This is a genomic window from Mogibacterium sp. CM50 (assembly GCF_000293155.1).
Taxonomy (GTDB): domain Bacteria; phylum Bacillota; class Clostridia; order Peptostreptococcales; family Anaerovoracaceae; genus Mogibacterium; species Mogibacterium timidum.
In genome coordinates, this window is record NZ_ALNL01000039.1 from 106,792 (window position 1) to 122,555 (window position 15,764).

Annotated in this window: 17 protein-coding genes; 13 read left to right on the top strand and 4 right to left on the bottom strand. The window is 46.2% G+C overall.

Annotated elements, in window-relative coordinates; all coding sequences use genetic code 11:
• Positions 1–85: 85 nt before the first annotated feature.
• The 8 genes from pepV (at position 86) to HMPREF1152_RS06135 (ending at position 7,085) form a co-directional block, all read left to right on the top strand.
• Complete coding sequence (gene pepV, locus HMPREF1152_RS06100; RefSeq protein ID WP_009644250.1) at positions 86–1,513, top strand: dipeptidase PepV; 1,428 nt, start codon at positions 86–88, stop codon at positions 1,511–1,513.
• 14 nt (positions 1,514–1,527) lie between these two features.
• Positions 1,528–1,959 (top strand): tRNA (adenosine(37)-N6)-threonylcarbamoyltransferase complex ATPase subunit type 1 TsaE, encoded by a 432-nt coding sequence (gene tsaE / locus HMPREF1152_RS06105; protein ID WP_009644314.1) that lies wholly within the window; start codon positions 1,528–1,530, stop codon positions 1,957–1,959.
• Positions 1,947–2,690 carry a tRNA (adenosine(37)-N6)-threonylcarbamoyltransferase complex dimerization subunit type 1 TsaB gene (gene tsaB, locus HMPREF1152_RS06110; RefSeq protein WP_009644303.1) on the top strand — a complete coding sequence of 248 codons (744 nt, stop codon included), beginning with the start codon at positions 1,947–1,949 and terminating at the stop codon, positions 2,688–2,690. The genes tsaE and tsaB overlap by 13 nt, the downstream gene beginning before the upstream one ends.
• Positions 2,684–3,172 (top strand): ribosomal protein S18-alanine N-acetyltransferase, encoded by a 489-nt coding sequence (gene rimI, locus HMPREF1152_RS06115; RefSeq protein WP_009644302.1) that lies wholly within the window; start codon positions 2,684–2,686, stop codon positions 3,170–3,172. Before tsaB ends, rimI begins: the two co-directional genes overlap by 7 nt.
• Positions 3,159–4,175: a tRNA (adenosine(37)-N6)-threonylcarbamoyltransferase complex transferase subunit TsaD gene (tsaD, locus tag HMPREF1152_RS06120; protein ID WP_036380691.1), complete on the top strand. Its 1,017-nt coding sequence runs from the start codon at positions 3,159–3,161 to the stop codon at positions 4,173–4,175. Before rimI ends, tsaD begins: the two co-directional genes overlap by 14 nt.
• 2 nt (positions 4,176–4,177) lie before the next feature.
• Positions 4,178–6,100: a ribosomal protection-like ABC-F family protein gene (gene abc-f / locus HMPREF1152_RS06125; RefSeq protein ID WP_009644274.1), complete on the top strand. Its 1,923-nt coding sequence runs from the start codon at positions 4,178–4,180 to the stop codon at positions 6,098–6,100.
• A gap of 67 nt (positions 6,101–6,167) precedes the next feature.
• Positions 6,168–6,395 (top strand): acyl carrier protein, encoded by a 228-nt coding sequence (acpP, locus tag HMPREF1152_RS06130; RefSeq protein ID WP_009644380.1) that lies wholly within the window; start codon positions 6,168–6,170, stop codon positions 6,393–6,395.
• A gap of 36 nt (positions 6,396–6,431) precedes the next feature.
• Positions 6,432–7,085, top strand: a complete 654-nt coding sequence (locus HMPREF1152_RS06135; protein WP_009644335.1) for a redox-sensing transcriptional repressor Rex — start codon at positions 6,432–6,434, stop codon at positions 7,083–7,085.
• Between the two features lie 301 nt (positions 7,086–7,386).
• On the opposite strand, the gene HMPREF1152_RS06140 is transcribed toward HMPREF1152_RS06135, so the two are convergent.
• Complete coding sequence (locus HMPREF1152_RS06140) at positions 7,387–7,554, bottom strand: DUF362 domain-containing protein (RefSeq protein ID WP_009644219.1); 168 nt, start codon at positions 7,552–7,554, stop codon at positions 7,387–7,389.
• A gap of 115 nt (positions 7,555–7,669) precedes the next feature.
• Here HMPREF1152_RS06140 and HMPREF1152_RS06145 point away from each other — a divergent pair, with 115 nt between their 5' ends.
• A complete protein-coding gene (locus HMPREF1152_RS06145; protein ID WP_009644301.1) occupies positions 7,670–8,548 on the top strand; it encodes a hypothetical protein in 879 nt (292 codons plus the stop codon).
• 45 nt (positions 8,549–8,593) lie between these two features.
• Here HMPREF1152_RS06145 and HMPREF1152_RS09050 read toward each other — a convergent pair whose 3' ends face one another.
• Positions 8,594–9,508 carry a LysR family transcriptional regulator gene (locus HMPREF1152_RS09050; protein WP_009644228.1) on the bottom strand — a complete coding sequence of 305 codons (915 nt, stop codon included), beginning with the start codon at positions 9,506–9,508 and terminating at the stop codon, positions 8,594–8,596.
• A gap of 178 nt (positions 9,509–9,686) precedes the next feature.
• On the opposite strand from HMPREF1152_RS09050, the gene HMPREF1152_RS06155 reads away from it, so the two are divergent.
• Genes HMPREF1152_RS06155 through hypB form a run of 4 tightly spaced genes read left to right on the top strand, consistent with a single transcriptional unit; the run spans position 9,687 to position 14,591 of the window.
• Positions 9,687–10,724 (top strand): DUF5692 family protein, encoded by a 1,038-nt coding sequence (locus tag HMPREF1152_RS06155; RefSeq protein ID WP_009644271.1) that lies wholly within the window; start codon positions 9,687–9,689, stop codon positions 10,722–10,724.
• 45 nt (positions 10,725–10,769) lie between these two features.
• A complete protein-coding gene (locus HMPREF1152_RS06160; RefSeq protein WP_009644242.1) occupies positions 10,770–13,562 on the top strand; it encodes an FAD-dependent oxidoreductase in 2,793 nt (930 codons plus the stop codon).
• A gap of 8 nt (positions 13,563–13,570) precedes the next feature.
• A complete protein-coding gene (locus HMPREF1152_RS06165; protein ID WP_036380699.1) occupies positions 13,571–13,921 on the top strand; it encodes a hydrogenase maturation nickel metallochaperone HypA in 351 nt (116 codons plus the stop codon).
• Between the two features lies 1 nt (position 13,922).
• Entirely contained in the window at positions 13,923–14,591 is a 669-nt protein-coding gene (gene hypB, locus HMPREF1152_RS06170) for a hydrogenase nickel incorporation protein HypB (RefSeq protein WP_009644309.1), read from the top strand.
• Positions 14,592–14,715: 124 nt separating this feature from the next.
• Here the strand turns inward: hypB and HMPREF1152_RS06175 are convergent, their stop codons facing one another.
• Both HMPREF1152_RS06175 and HMPREF1152_RS06180 read right to left on the bottom strand, forming a co-directional pair.
• The gene (locus HMPREF1152_RS06175) at positions 14,716–15,234 is read right to left on the bottom strand and encodes a hypothetical protein (protein ID WP_009644267.1); all 519 of its coding nucleotides are present in this window, start codon (positions 15,232–15,234) and stop codon (positions 14,716–14,718) included.
• Position 15,235: 1 nt separating this feature from the next.
• Positions 15,236–15,724, bottom strand: coding sequence for a hypothetical protein (locus tag HMPREF1152_RS06180; protein ID WP_009644373.1), 489 nt, complete (start codon positions 15,722–15,724; stop codon positions 15,236–15,238).
• Positions 15,725–15,764: the final 40 nt, after the last annotated feature.

Consider the following 15,764-nt stretch of genomic DNA (forward strand, 5'->3'; position numbering starts at 1 on the left):
AAAAGATACACGTGTTATTATCAGGCTGAAGATAGAAGATAACTGCGGGCTGGTAATTCAAGTAAAGGGAATAGGGTCAAGAGAAATGGGTTACATTGAGAATTTAGAGAAGTTAAATTCTGAAATGATTGAAGAGCTCGCCAATTCGGTAAGAATCAACAGCGCCATGTCTGATGCCGTAAGAACTCCGAACGGAGAGGTGTATCCATTTGGAAAAGGGGTGCAGGATGCGCTCGTACATTTCCTGGAGCTTGGCAAGCGCATGGGCTTTGAAGTTCACAACTATGATAACTATGCAGGGGAGATAGTGTTCCCCGGTGATCCCGGAGACGAAACATTTGGTATTATCGGACATCTTGATGTCGTTCCGGCAGCTGATGACTGGATGTACGGTCCTTTCAATCCTGTTATTGAGGATGGATATATGTACGGCCGTGGAACATCTGATGACAAGGGTCCGGTTATGGCCGGACTGTTCGCTATTAAGGCGATCAGGGATGCAGGAATTACGCCTAAGAAGAACATAAAGATAATTGTCGGACTGGATGAAGAGCATGGAACGGAGAGTGTTGAGCATTACAGAGATGTTGCAAGCCTTCCTGATTTTGGAATTACTCCGGATGCTAACTTTCCGGTTATCAACGGAGAGAAAGGAATTCTTTCTTTTGATATAGCTCAGAAGCTCAAGAAGCATACTCCCAAGGAAGGATTGGTTATCAGCAAGCTGCAGGGCGGCTTGGCTGCAAATGCAGTACCTGCTCAGGCAAGAGCTGTGCTCGCTTCCGAGGATAGAACAAAATATGATGAGATTTCAGAGCGGGTTAAGAGGTATGCAGAGGAGAGCGGATATGATATCTCTGCCAAAAAGACAGGTACATCGTTAGCTGTCGAGGCTCATGGACTCGCAGCTCATGGATCAATTCCTGAAAAAGGACTAAATGCTGTCAGTATTCTGATGGAATTCCTCGGAAAGCTGAAATTTGCAGGTGATGACGTAACAGAATTCATAGATTTTTACAATGACCACATTGGGTTTGACCTCAACGGTGAGAGATTGGGGTGCAAGCTTGCAGATGATAAATCAGGCAAGCTGATTGTGAACGTGGGTACTATGGAGATTAACGATGAAGTAGCTACGATGGAGATAAACATCAGAATTCCGGTTACTTTTGACAGTACGGAGGTTTATGCGGGGATTGAGAGCGTACTGGGAGCTAATCAGGGCATCGTCAAGGTCATGGATGAGAAGTCTATCTATATTGATCCTGAGGACGATTTTGTCAAGACTCTAATGGCTGCATACAAGGAGTATTCAGGAGATAAGGATAGCGAGCCTATCGTAATCGGTGGAGGAACTTATGCAAAGCACTTCAACAGAGTTCTTGCATTCGGAGCACTGTTTCCTTGGGAAGAGGACAGAATGCACATGACTGACGAGAGGATTTCGCTCGATTCATATAGCAGGATGGCAAATATCTTTGCGGCTACCGTATACAATCTCTGCTGCAGGTAGGGTTAGAACAACGTATGAGTGATCAAGAACGGATTGTACATATTAAAAATGAGCAAGCTACTGAAGAGTTTGGACTGAATCTGGCTTCAGAGCTGAAGCCGGGCGATATAGTTGCCCTCATCGGGGCGCTCGGTACAGGCAAGACAGCTTTGACAAAGTATATCGCCAAAGGTCTGGGAGTTACGGAAAATATCGACAGTCCAACCTTCAATATTGTCAAAGAGTACAAGAGCGGTAGATTGCCGCTCTTCCATTTTGATGTCTACAGATTGTCCGGTGGGGATGATCTGCTGGATATCGGCGCTGATGAATATTTCTATTCAAACGGCGTGTGCGTCGTCGAATGGGCTGACCTGGTCGCCGATGTCATTCCTGACAAGGCAAAGGTGATAATTATCAAGTACGGCGAAAATCAAGGGGAGAGAATTTACAGATGTATATTCTAAGTATTGAGACTACAGGAAAATATGGGTCAGTTGCTCTTATTGATGGAGCTGCTAAGGCTGTATCGCGAAGCTCTAATGAGGAGATGAATCACTTACAGGATGTGATGGTGCTTGTTGATCAGTGTCTGCAGGACGAAGCAATTATCCCTGACAAGCTGAGCGCAGTTGCAGCCTCGATAGGTCCGGGATCATTTACCGGCATAAGGATTGGTGTATCTACTGCGAGAGCCATAGCTGAGGTGCTCGAATTACCTTGTGTTGCGGTATCTTCTCTCGAGGGAATGGCAGCTCTGGCGGATGAGCATGTTGAGCCGACGGTCAGGTATTTTGCACCTATCATCAACGCTAGAAGGGGGCAGCTATATGGAGCCCTGTTTGTCCGAGCCGGCAAAGGTTATAAGGCTGTGATTGAGGAGCGTCAATATATGATAGATGAATTTCTCAATGCGGTTAAGCAGATGGAGGTCACTGATTCGGAGCTTGTATTTGTCGGTGACGGCATCGATGCGTATGAAACCGAGATTCGTAATGCAGGAGCTTTTGTACTCGCGCCGGTAGATTGGCGATATCAGGATGCCGCACCGATTGCAAGGCTGGCACTGAGGCGGTTTCGTGCAGGTGCGGTCGTGAATTACGAAAAGCTCATCCCTAACTATATGAGAAAGAGCGAGGCAGAGATGCGCCTTGAGTCAGGAACGCTGAGCAGCAAGATAGGTAAACTCCAATGTTAGATGCGGTTTGTAACGAGGCTTCACACGTTCTGGTGAGAACAGCAGAGGCTGAAGATCTGGATGCAATATATGCTCTCGATGTAGCTACCTTTGCCATACCTTGGAGCAAGGATGCGCTGCACTACGATATCGTGGAGAACGACAACTCGATGGTGCTGGCAGCGGAGTATGACGGTGAATTTGCAGGATATGCGGATATATGGACGGTTTTGGATGAAGCAGATCTCAACAGCATAGCTGTGAGCGGGGAATTTCGCAGACGCGGCATCGGAAAGGCTGTTATCATGTCTATGATCAGGAGGCTCGAGGCAGGCGGCGTCTACACCATCAACCTCGAGGTTAGGGCGAGCAACGAACCGGCAATATGGCTTTACAAAAAATGCGGATTTACAGAGTGCGGCGTGCGTCCGGGATACTATCTCGACAATGGCGAGGACGCGTTGATTATGAAGAGGGAGACAGGTGATTATGCATCAGAATAAGCATATTACACTGGGAATAGAATCTAGCTGTGACGAGACTGCGGTTGGTATAGTGGCGGACGGCCGCGAGGTGCTTGCAAATGTCATATCGTCGCAAATTGCGATTCATACGAAATTCGGAGGTGTTGTACCTGAGATAGCTTCGAGGCGTCATCTGGAGAATATCAACGGTGTAATTGAGCAGGCTCTGGATGAGGCCGGAATCACGATTGATGAGGTGGATTTGATTGGTGTCGCGTACGGGCCGGGACTTGTCGGAGCACTTCTTGTAGGTGTGGCAACAGCAAAGGCTATGGCTTGGGCCAAGGGCATTCCTCTTGTCGGGGTTAATCACATGCATGGTCATATCGCCTCAAATTATCTGGAGTACAAGGAGCTGGAGCCACCCTTTATCGGACTGGTGGTTTCCGGCGGCCATACAAATATTATTAAGGTCAATGATTACAACGAGTGCAAGATACTCGGCGCGACGCGCGATGATGCAGCCGGAGAGGCTATGGATAAGGTTGCTCGAGTTGTAGGTCTGGGATACCCGGGAGGACCTAAGATAGATAAGGCGGCTCGTGAAGGTGACAAGCGTGCAATAGAGTTTAAAAGAGTGTACCTCGAGGATGGCAGCTATGATTTTAGCTTCAGCGGTCTCAAGACTCAGGTGCTCAACTATATCAACAACGAGAGACAGGCGGGACGCGAGATTAATGTACCGGACCTTGCGGCATCATTTCAGGAGTCCATAATGGAGGTTATTGCCGATAAGTCTATAGCTGCTGCGGTAGAGTACGACAGCAATAAGGTTGTCGTAGCAGGAGGAGTTGCAGCTAACAGCAGGTTGAGAGAGCTGCTGGAGCACAAGGGCGCTGAGAAGGGGATCGAGATTCTCAAGCCGGCGCAGATACTGTGCACTGATAACGGTGCGATGATTGCCTGCTCTGCATATTATCAGATGAAGAAAGGAGAGTTCGCGGATATGTCGCTGGACGCGTGTCCCGGACTGGAGTTTTAGCTATGCTTGTAATGTCCGCAAAAGATATATGCAAGTCATATGGAACTGACATCATCCTGGAGGATATTTCGTTTTCCATCAATAAAGGTGATAGAGTCGGCATTGTCGGTCCGAATGGAGCCGGCAAAACTACGCTTCTCGGCATCATTTCCGGTGAGAATGAACCGACAAGCGGCAGCGTTTTTGTGCGCAGCGGCTACGTCGTCGGGTATCTCAAGCAGAAAAATCATTTCTTCTCAGAGGGGACAGTTCTTGAAGAAGCGGCCAAGACCTTTACGCATTTCCACGAGATGGAAGAGGAAATTTCCAGACTGGAAAAGGCTATCTCCGATACTGGCAATCCCGGGTTCGATCAGAATCTGGAGACGTACACTCATCTGATGGACGAGTATAATTTGGCGGGAGGGTATACTTATAAGAGCGAGCTTACAGGAGTACTGGCGAGCATGGGATTTGATCCTGAGACTCATGACAAGGAGATAAGCATGCTCTCGGGTGGAGAGAGGACACGTCTGGCGCTTGCGTGCATGGTGCTGAGGAAGCCGGATATACTGATGCTCGACGAGCCGACCAATCATCTCGATCTCAAGATGCTGGCGTGGCTTGAGTCGTTCCTCAGAAGCTACAAGGGGACGATTATAGCCGTATCTCACGATAGATATTTTCTGGACCGTATTGTCAGTCGCATCTTCGACATGCGCAGAACTCACCTCGTGGATTACCGTGGAAATTACTCAGAGTACCTTGTGAAGCGCGATGAACGTGAAGAGGTGATGCGCCGTGAGTATGAGAAACAGCAGAAGGAAATAGCCCGTCAGGAGGAGATCATCCGCCGATTCAAGCAGCATAACACGGAGCATCTGGTAAAACGTGCCCGGTCAAGAGAAAAACGACTTAAGCACCTAGACGTGCTCGATAGGCCGGAGCTCAAGCAGGCAGAGCTAGAGCTTTCGTTCGATGCCGACTTTCAGAGCGGCAAGGACGTAATCATGACAGAGGCGTTGTCCAAGAGCTTTGGTGATAAGCAGCTATTTGAGAACGTCAAATTCGATGTCAAGAGCGGCGAGAAAATCTGCTTTATCGGCGAAAACGGAGTTGGCAAGACAACTCTTATGCGCATCATCATGGGAGAAGAGGAGGCTGATGACGGGTATCTCAAGATAGGGCATAATGTCGATTTTGGATATTACGATCAAGGGCAGCTCCTGCTCGACGACACCGAGACAGTGCTAGGTGAGATAAAAAACGCTTATCACCTGTACACCGATACAGAGATGCGCAATATTCTGGGCAGGTTCCTGTTTAGAGGTGACGATGTGTTTAAGAGCGTTTCCTCGCTTTCGGGCGGTGAAAAGGCCAGATTGTCGCTGCTCAAGCTGATGCTGTCCGGTGCCAACACTTTAATTTTCGACGAACCGACGAATCATCTGGACATCGAATCCAAGGAAATCGTCGAATCGGCCATCATGGAGTTCAAGGGCACCGTGCTGATTGTGTCTCATGATCGTTATCTGCTTAGCAAAATTCCGGACAGGATTCTCGAACTTAGACGGGACGGCATCAGGGAATACAAGGGCAAGTTTGACTATTATCTGGAGAAGAGTGCCCGGCTGGATCAGGAGGAGCAGGATCCTAATATAAATGAACCTTCATCTACCACGCAGACTTCCGCGCTAAGTGCAGAAGAGGAACGCAGGCTGCGCAAGGAGCAGGAGGCTGAAGAACGCCGTAGAGCCCGCAAAATTGTCGAGCTGGAGGGTGTCATTCATGATCTCGAGGCCAAGATAGATGAAATTGAGACAGAGATGTGCAAGCCGGAGCACGGCACCGATGTATTCTATCTGCGGGAGGCAGGAGATAGAGCAGATGCGCTCAAGGCCGAGCTAGAAGGCGTGTATGACGAATGGCTGATGTTACAGGATTGATAAAAAACTTGCAAGTATCAATTGTATAATTTATAATTAACCTTGAATTTCAAAAGGAGGTTACGCTATGACTTTTGATACAGTTAGAGATCTTGTAGTCGAGCAGCTTGGTGTAGATGCTGATATGGTTCAGATGGACACTAACCTGATGAAGGATCTCGAAGCAGATTCGCTCGACGCTGTAGAGATTATTCTCGGTGTTGAGGAAGCATATGGACTCGATATTCCGGACGAAGATGCTGAGAAGTTTGAGACCGTAAAGGATCTGGTTGAGTACGTAGATTCACATAAGTAATAATATGAAAATTGTCAAATTGGGGTGGAAGTATTTATGAAAAGCAGCAACACAAAGGTATCGAATGCGATTATTCGCAGATTACCAAGGTATAGAAGATATTTAAACGAACTACGCAAGCAGGGGGTCAAGAAGATATCTTCTAATGAATTAAGTGAGCTTATTGGTTATACTGCATCTCAGATTAGACAGGATCTCAATACATTTGGTGGCTTCGGCCAGCAGGGCTATGGTTATACTGTTGATTCTCTGTTCAATGAGATTAACAGGATTTTAGGACTTGACCGTGAGTATAAGACGATCGTAGTTGGTATTGGTAATCTTGGTCAGGCAATCACGAACTACACTTATTATTACAAGATTGGATTCAATATCGTAGGACTTTTCGATGTTAATCCTAAGCTTGTTGGACTAAGCATCAATGATGTGCTTGTTCGCGATTTTTCTGAGATGAGCGATTTCGTTAAGGAGAACAATATTGATATCGCGATTATCTGTGTAAATCGTGAGAATGCGCAGAAGGTTACAAATGTCCTTGTCGATGCGGGAATAGAAGGCATCTGGAACTTTGCTCCGCTCGATCTCGACGTACCGGAGCACGTTGCGGTTGAAAATGTTCATCTGAGCGACAGCTTGCATACGTTATCGTTTATGATCAGAAGCAATGAGCTCGAAGAATCTGACAAGTAGTTTTCGGCGCTTAAGAAAATTGCGGCTGTGGCAGTGCCACAGTCGTTTTCTTGTATCTGCTGTAGCAGTGGATTTGCCGAGCGATAGCGAGGTGAATCAATAAACCGTCGGCATAGCCTGTTAGATTAGGATCGGAGTTATAGGACAAAACGCGTTGGAGCTATAGAAGGATTATAGGATAAAACGTGTTGGTAGTTAATTCCGGTAATTTTATGCAGAAGAAAGACCGTCTAGGCAAAAAGAAAATCCCCTGCGCATCGCGCAGGGGGAAATATTCTACCTTTGGTTCATCCCCTAGGGATTACTCCTGTGAAGGTGCGCCTACAGGGCATACATCTGCACAAGCTCCGCAGTCAATGCAAGCATCTGCATTGATTACGTAAGGTGTGCCCTCTGAAATAGCCTCTACCGGGCAACCATCTGCACATGCACCGCAGCTGATGCAATCTTCGCTAATCTTATAAGCCATAATAAATCCTCCTATGTCTAAAACGTCATTTGTCTTTCTACGTTTGCATTGTAACATGATACAATAGGTTTGATAAAGTTAACTTTTTATAAAGTTTTCAACGGTCTTATAAGGTATGAAGGTTTATTCATTTACAGGAAAAAGTGGAACAGGAAAGAGCTATCAAGCTATCAGAGTTGCCAAGGAAAACGGTGTACCAGCCATCATTGATGATGGCCTTTTGATATACAGAAATAAAATAGTAGCCGGCAGTTCTGCCAAGAAATGTGAATCCAGAGCCAAGGCGATGCGTACAGCACTCTTTAACTATGAAGATCAGAGAAATGACGTGCAGAAGAAGATTAAAGCTCTAAAGATTAAGAGGATACTCGTTTTGGGCACCTCAGACCGCATGGTAGATATCATTACAGATACGCTGGAGCTCCCCAGAGCTGTCAAGAGGCTGTATATAGAAGATTTTACCAGTGCCGGTGAGAGGAGGATAGCCTCTGACCGCCGGAATAATCACGGGGAACACGTGATTCCGGCACCGATGGGAGACTTGAAGCGCGATTTTGCAGGATATTTCATGAATCCTCAGAGATTTATCAGGAACCTGACGCTCAGCAACGATGAGACCGACGGTTACGAGAAAACTGTCGTGATGCCGCAGTACAGCTTCAACGGAAATTATACGATTAATGAGAATGTGGTCAGGGATATCATCCGAATTGTTTCCCGGCAGTACGGGCGCAATATCAAGGTGACCAATTATTATAACAATAGCAGGACAGGAAGCTTCGTTATTGTGCTCGATCTCAAGATACGCAAGACAGTTGACTGCATGCGGTCTTGCATCAATCTGCAGCGAGATGTCAAGCGAAGCGTTGAGAGTATGACTTCGTTTCAGGTCAAGCGCGTAGACCTCAATATTAAGGAGCTTGTTCTGGACAGGGAGATTACCGGAGGGTTGCGGAAAAGAAAAGAGAATATTGAACGAAGGCACAATAATTAAGAAGCTGTTCGCACAGGAGTATGAGCCCCTCGAGGCTCTTTTCTGTCACATGCTTGTGCTGACAGGCTTCTTACCTTTGCCAAGCGAAAATTGTTCGAGATAGTTCAAATATTTTTTTTCGCTGGTTGATAATTCATCGATTGGTCTATGTGCTATACCGTATATGAACTTCAGCGGCGGGTTAATCGGTATTGCACATATGTTGGCATCATCAGACATATTGTTGGCAAACTCAACAGAATGAAGAGATGCTCCCTTCCCGGTCTTGAGGAGGTCAATGCTCCCAATTGAACTGCCCTCATATGTTGGATTAAATGCGAGTCCTTCAGAGAGCATGGCATCTTTGATTATTGCCTGGAGCGTTGAATTCCTGCCGGGTATCAGCATCTTCTCACCCGATAGATCTTTGAGGGAGATGCTTTCCTTATTTGCCAAAGGATGTGAATTGTTAAGCAGCGCAACGAATCTCGTTTCCACCATAGGCAAGAATTCGTAATCACCGGTCCGAGGGCTGGGTGGGAAGGCTGTAAACAGATTGAATTTCCGCTTATTATACATTTCAAGCAGACCGAGTTCATCTGCTTCTATGAGGCTCAGGTTGATTTCCGGTTCAGTTACCATGAATCCAATCATGTAGCTTGCAAAATTGTAGTATTGTGGATTGGAAATAACTCCTAAGGTAAGGGAGTTGCTACCTTCTCCGGAAAATGCTTTAAGCTCATTGGTATATGAAGCGCACAATTCAGCAATTTGTTTTGCGTATGGCAGAAATAGTCGACCCTGATCCGTGAGCTCTATCGAACGCGTGGTTCGAATAAATAGTGGTGTACCAAGCTCTTTTTCCATAGAGCGTATGTGTTTTGACAATGAGGATTGAGAGATGAATAACTCATCGGCAGTCTTGCTGAAACTGAGATTATTTGCCAAACTTACAAATTCTATGATGTAATCCGTATTCATAGTCGGTCTCCTTGGACTTCAAGTGCTTATGCCATTGTGGAATAAATATTAGCACATTTTGAATTGCCGCACAATGTAAATGAGAACTATAATTGATAAAAAGATATCAAACATTAAAATCTGTTGAGATATCGAGTCATCAATTACTGGCTGAATTACTATAATAAGGAGGCGCTGTATGTTATTTCAAGTTTATGGCGAGCATTCGTTCTATCAGGTAATCGGATGGGTGCTGGTTTTTGCCGGATTAATTATCACTAATGAAATCGAGAGAAGATCCAAGCTTGGCGGGTATTTCTTCTTTCTTGCACTGCCGGCAGCGCTGACAGTTTATTTTATTGCAATTTACGTAGGAGCCGCTCATGGCGCATCTTGGGCTCTTAACAACCCAACTTACGTCCACATGACCAGCTGGTTCCACTATGCGAAGCTGTATGCAGCAACAGCAGGCTGTATCGGGTTCATGATGCTTAAATATAAGAAGGGCATCGGTAAGACGGAGTGGTTCAAGGTGTTCCCGTTTGTAATTGTTGCTATCAACATCATCATCGCCGTATGTAGTGACTTTGAGAGTGCGATCAGAGGATCAATGGCTCTTGCAAATACAGGGTCGAGATGGTGGCTGTCTTCCGAGGGCGTGTGGCTTTACGGTGGCTGGTGGAACGTCGCAAATGGAATAGCAGGACTTATCAACATATTCTGTATGACCGGTTGGTGGGGAATCTATCAATCCAAAAAGCGTGATGACATGCTATGGCCGGATATGACATGGGTATTTATCGTTGCTTATGACGTATGGAACTTCGAATACACATATCTTAATCTGCCTACCCACTCTTGGTACTGCGGTTTTGCATTGCTGCTCGCACCTACGTTTGCAGCAATATTCTGGAACAAAGGCGGATGGATTCAGAATCGTGCAAATACACTGGCAACATGGTGCATGTTTGCGCAGGTGTTCCCAATGTTCCAGGATTACAGCAATTTCTCGGTTATCCCAAGCCTATATGCCGATGGGTTTATGAAGAGTGGTGTTCATCCAACTGCAGTCGATCCGAGGGCCGGAGGCATTGTGGCTGTCGCATCTATTCTGGTAAATCTGGCAGCATTAGCCTATATCATCAAGAGAGCCAAGGCACAGGGAATTAATCCATACAAGCACGAGGTATTCAGCGGCACACACGACTTTGAAGAGGCTATGCTGAGAGCCGCCTAAGGTAGAATATTCGATCATATAATTACAGGATGACAGGAGAACAGTATGATAGATTATGACAAGATTGCCGGCAACATGAGACCGGACTGTGTAAAGGATGACGGACCGCTTCGCGAGCCTATAGCTAAGCTCGCGAAGCAGGTGACAGACAGGGTACCACAGCATCTGGGGTTTAAGAAGATTACGAAGGATGATCCGGAGTACTGGGGGCTTGCCGCTCTGATTTCCGACGAGGAAGCTGAGCTGGCGCTCAAGCTGGGCGTGAGGAAACCCAAGACCTTTGAGGAAATTCATAGGCTGTCGGGAATGGATGAGTCGCATTGCAGGGAGCTTATAGATCATATGTCGGAGCAAGGTGTAATAGAGTATAACTATGAGAATCTTGATGGAACAAATCCGGAGCACAAGAAGAGGTATCTAGTGCCTATGTTTGTGCCGGGAATTGGCGAATTTGCAGCAATGCATGAAACCAATATGGCAGAGCATCCGGAGCTCGGCAGGCTGTTCGAAAGGATGACATTCCTGCCTCTTGAAAACGTTACCAAGATTGTACCTCCGGGCGGAGCGGGTATAGGTATGCACGTAATCCCCGTAGAGCAGGCAATATCTATGGAGGAGAAATCTGTATCGGTAGAGCACATTTCGCACTGGCTGGAAAAATACGAAGGGAAGTATGCGGCGAGTCCTTGTTCATGTCGTAAATCTAATCGCACTTACGATGAAGGCTGTGCTGATGATTTTAATGATTGGTGCATAGCTGTCGGAGATATGGCTGATTACGTAGTAGAGACCAAGAAGGGCGGACGCTACATAACTAAGGAAGAAGCACTTGCTATATTTAAGAAGGCGGAAGACAACGGGTTCGTACACCAGATTACAAATATAGACGGTGATCAGAAGATTTTCGCTATATGTAACTGTAACGTAAATGTATGTTATGCACTCCGTACATCTTTGCTCTTCAATACCCCTAATATGTCACGTTCTGCATACGTTGCAAGAGTGGAGAAAGATAAGTGTGTTGCATGCGGACGCTGCGTTGAGCATTGCCCCGCAGGAGCTGTTAAGCTCGGACAGAAGCTATGTAAGGCGGATGGTACCGACGTGCAGTATCCCAAGTCGTCTTTGCCATCTCTGGAAAAATGGGGCAGAGAAAAATGGGATCTTGATTATAAGGACAATAATCGAATTAATTGTTATGATACAGGAACGTCACCATGTAAGACCGCATGTCCTGCACACATAGCTGTTCAGGGTTATTTGAAGCTGGCGGCTCAAGGAAAGTATACTGAAGCTCTTGAGTTGATTAAGAGGGACAATCCTTTCCCTGCAGTTTGCGGCAGAATTTGCAACAGGAGATGTGAAGACGCATGTACCAGAGGTACTGTTGATCAAGCTGTAGCAATTGATGAGGTAAAGCGCTTCATAGCTCAGCAGGATTTGGACAGCGAGACGAGATTCGTCCCAAGCAAGGTCATCCCAAAGGTTCGAGGAGAATTTGAAGAAAAAATTGCAATTATAGGTGGCGGTCCGGCCGGACTCAGCTGTGCGTACTATCTGGCAGTCAAAGGATATAAGCCGACGGTGTTCGAGAAAGAACACAGAACCGGCGGTATGCTCATGAACGGAATTCCAAGCTTCAGGCTGGAGAAGGACGTAATAGAAGCAGAGATCAATGTACTGCATGAGCTCGGTGTCGAATTCAGATGCGGGATAGAAGTGGGCAAGGATGTAACTGTTTCTGAACTCAGAGAGCAGGGGTACAAGGGCTTCTATGTTGCAATAGGATTACAGTCTGGAGGAAGTCTTGAGATTCCGGGTTCAGACGCAAATAGTGTCATGGCGGGTATCGACTTTATGCGCAAGGTTAATGTAGGAGAGGACGTTAAGCTCAGTGGCAAGGTGGTTGTAATCGGAGGTGGCAATATTGCATGTGATGTTGCCAGAACAGCTGTTAGATTGGGCGCTGAATCGGTAGACATGTATTCGCTGGAAGCATATGAAGATATGCCTTGTGGTGTAGAGGACAGAGGCGAATGTGAACGCGATGGAGTGAATATCCACGGCGGATGGGGGCCTGTCTCTGTGTCGAAACATGATGGTGCATGTGCAGGAATATCCTTTAGAAAATGCCTAAGTGTTAGAGATGACGATGGAAGATTTGCCCCAATATTCGACGACGAAGTAACTGCAGATGTGGAATGTACTACAGTACTGTACTGCATAGGCCAGAAGGTTGACTGGAAGCAGCTGCTGGAAGGAACAAAGGTCGAGTTTAACGTGAATGGAACGGCTAAGGCGGATCCTGTAACTTATCAGACGGCGGAACCGGATATATTTGTCGGGGGTGATGTTTACACAGGCCAGAAATTTGCCATCGATGCAATTGCTGCGGGCAAGGAAGGTGCCGTATCGCTTCACAGATTTGTCCAACCACACTCCAGTTTAACCCTCGGACGCAATCGCAGAGAGTTTATAGAGTTCGATAAGAAGAATATGAAGGTGAATGAGGAGACCTTTGACAATACGCCAAGGCAGAGAATAGGATATAACCAAGCATTGTCAAAGACGTTCAAGGATGAAAGGATTGCATTTACAAGAGAGCAGGTACAGAGGGAGACAGCTCGCTGTCTATCGTGCGGAGCCTCGTTTGTGGATGAGAACAAGTGTATCGGATACGGCGTATGCACTACAAAATGTGCATTTGATGCTATCGCTATTCACCGCGAACATCCGGAGTGCTCCAAGATGACTCCAAGCGAAGAAAAGATGAAACACATCTTACCATATGCAGCTAAACAGGCTATACGTGTGAAATTTTCAGGCAAGAAAGGTTAGACTACAGCATGCATGAATTAGGAGTAGTATTCCATATGATCGATGAGCTCAAAGCGGTGGCTGCTGATAACGATGTACAGGACATATCTAAGGTTGTGGTCGAGCTTGGTGAAGTATCAACCGTTATTCCCTCATATCTGCAAGATTGCTGGAAATGGGCGGCTGTCAAGCATGATTTTCTTAAAAACTGCGAGCTTTGCATCGAGACTATCCCGGCTGTAACTTACTGTGAAGCTTGTGGCAAGGAGTATGGGACGGTCGAATTCGGCAGAGCTTGCCCGTGCTGCGGTAGTGGTCGTACGTATTTGATACGTGGCAATGAGTTCTTGATTAAGGAGATAGAAGTACCGGAGGTGTGAGATGGACAAGGTTAGAGTAATTGAGGTAAAGGAAAGCGTTTTTGCGAACAACGACAGAGAGGCTGACAGGATCAGAAATAAGCTCAAGGATCAGAAAACCTGCTTGATCAACCTCATGTCATCGCCCGGAGCAGGCAAGACGACGACTCTGCGCAGGCTAATCAAGGACATGAGTGGTGAGCTCAGCATAGGTGTCATGGAGGCGGATATCGATTCGACTGTTGACGCTGAGGCAATTGCCGAGGCCGGAGCAAGGTCTATTCAGATTCACACAGGCGATATGTGCCATCTCGATGCGGGAATGACAGAACAGGGATTGGATGAGATTGAATCGGAGCAGTTTGATCTGTTGGTGCTCGAGAATGTCGGTAACCTGGTGTGTCCTGCTGAATTTGATACTGGTGCAGTATTCAACATGTCCATTCTTTCAGTACCCGAAGGGCACGATAAGCCGCTCAAATATCCTCTCATGTATGAAGTATGCAAGGCTCTCGTAATAAACAAGGTGGATGTGCTTCCCTACTTTGACTTCGATATGGAAAAAGTCAAGGAATATGCCTTGATGAGAAATCCGGACATCAAGATTTTTACGGTATCAGCTGCGACCGGAGAAGGCTTCGCTGAGCTCGAGGAGTGGCTAAAGGGAGAAGTTGAGGTGTGGAATCGCTAGTTGAATCACAGCGCCGAAACGGGATTTGGAATAAAAAGAGCAGCAACTCAAAGCTTGAAACAGTTTCTATAAGTCTTGAGTCGCTGCTTATTTGTTATAAATATACACGGGTTAAAGCACACGATTACGGTTGTTCATTCAAATGATCTTTCACAATGTCTATATACTTGTCGAGTCTGGGCAGGAACATCTTGTGTAGATTCTTTTCGAGCTTTCCGCCGGAAGGAACGAACACAGCAAACACCAGTACTGCGAGCAGTATCGCAAATACGTAGGAAATCACTGATATTGCAAATATCGGTGTCATAAGCTGCACGATTATTCCGATCACTAATAGGATAGCACTCTCTGAGAGCAGCATAATCGGGATAGGCGATTTCAAGCCTCGCGTCTCAAATTTGTAGTTTAGCTCTGTAGTTTCACTTGAGGTGGATGCGAGATCCAGCTCAAGCGTCTTAAAATTGATCAACAGATTGGAAAGATTCTTTCCTTCCGGCGTCTTCGTGAACTGTTTAATCCTGTATCGGTCAAACGAATAACTCTCGGGTGTCTCAATTCCCTTGTAGCCGAGAAGCCCTTTAAGAGCTACCTGAACGACTTCCACAGGAGCTTTGATGTTTACCGCTCCATGTATTTCTTCCATATTAATGATCTCCTTTACGAGTATTGTCAGCAGCAGATGTGCGGAGAAGCCACACAAACATTCCTATCTCTGCCAGGCAAATTATAATACCGACGATGGACGCTGTGACTTGCAGCAGGGTTACACTTGCAAAAATCAGTCCGGCAATTACATCGAGGATCATCGGAAACAGATATAGCCCCCAGCGCTTTTTGATGTCGGAGTCTTCATCCATATCTGAGATATAGTGCGTGCAGCCGGCAAGAAGTGATATCGATGCTATAAACAATATGAGGTAGAGAATTCCAAATATAACCAGTTTAAATAGCACGGAGATATCCGAGTAGTAGAAATAAGCGTCGTTGAGTGATAAATCGTCGCTTATAGTAAGTGCAAATACGATATACAGGATTGTACGCGTGATGGCGAAACCTATATAAGTGTAGACATAACGCCGTATTGATCTTGTCTGTTCATGTTTGGAATAGTATTTTGTTTCAATGTTATTCATGGGTGTCGTGTCTTAATCTGTGAAATAAGGCAGCTTGCGC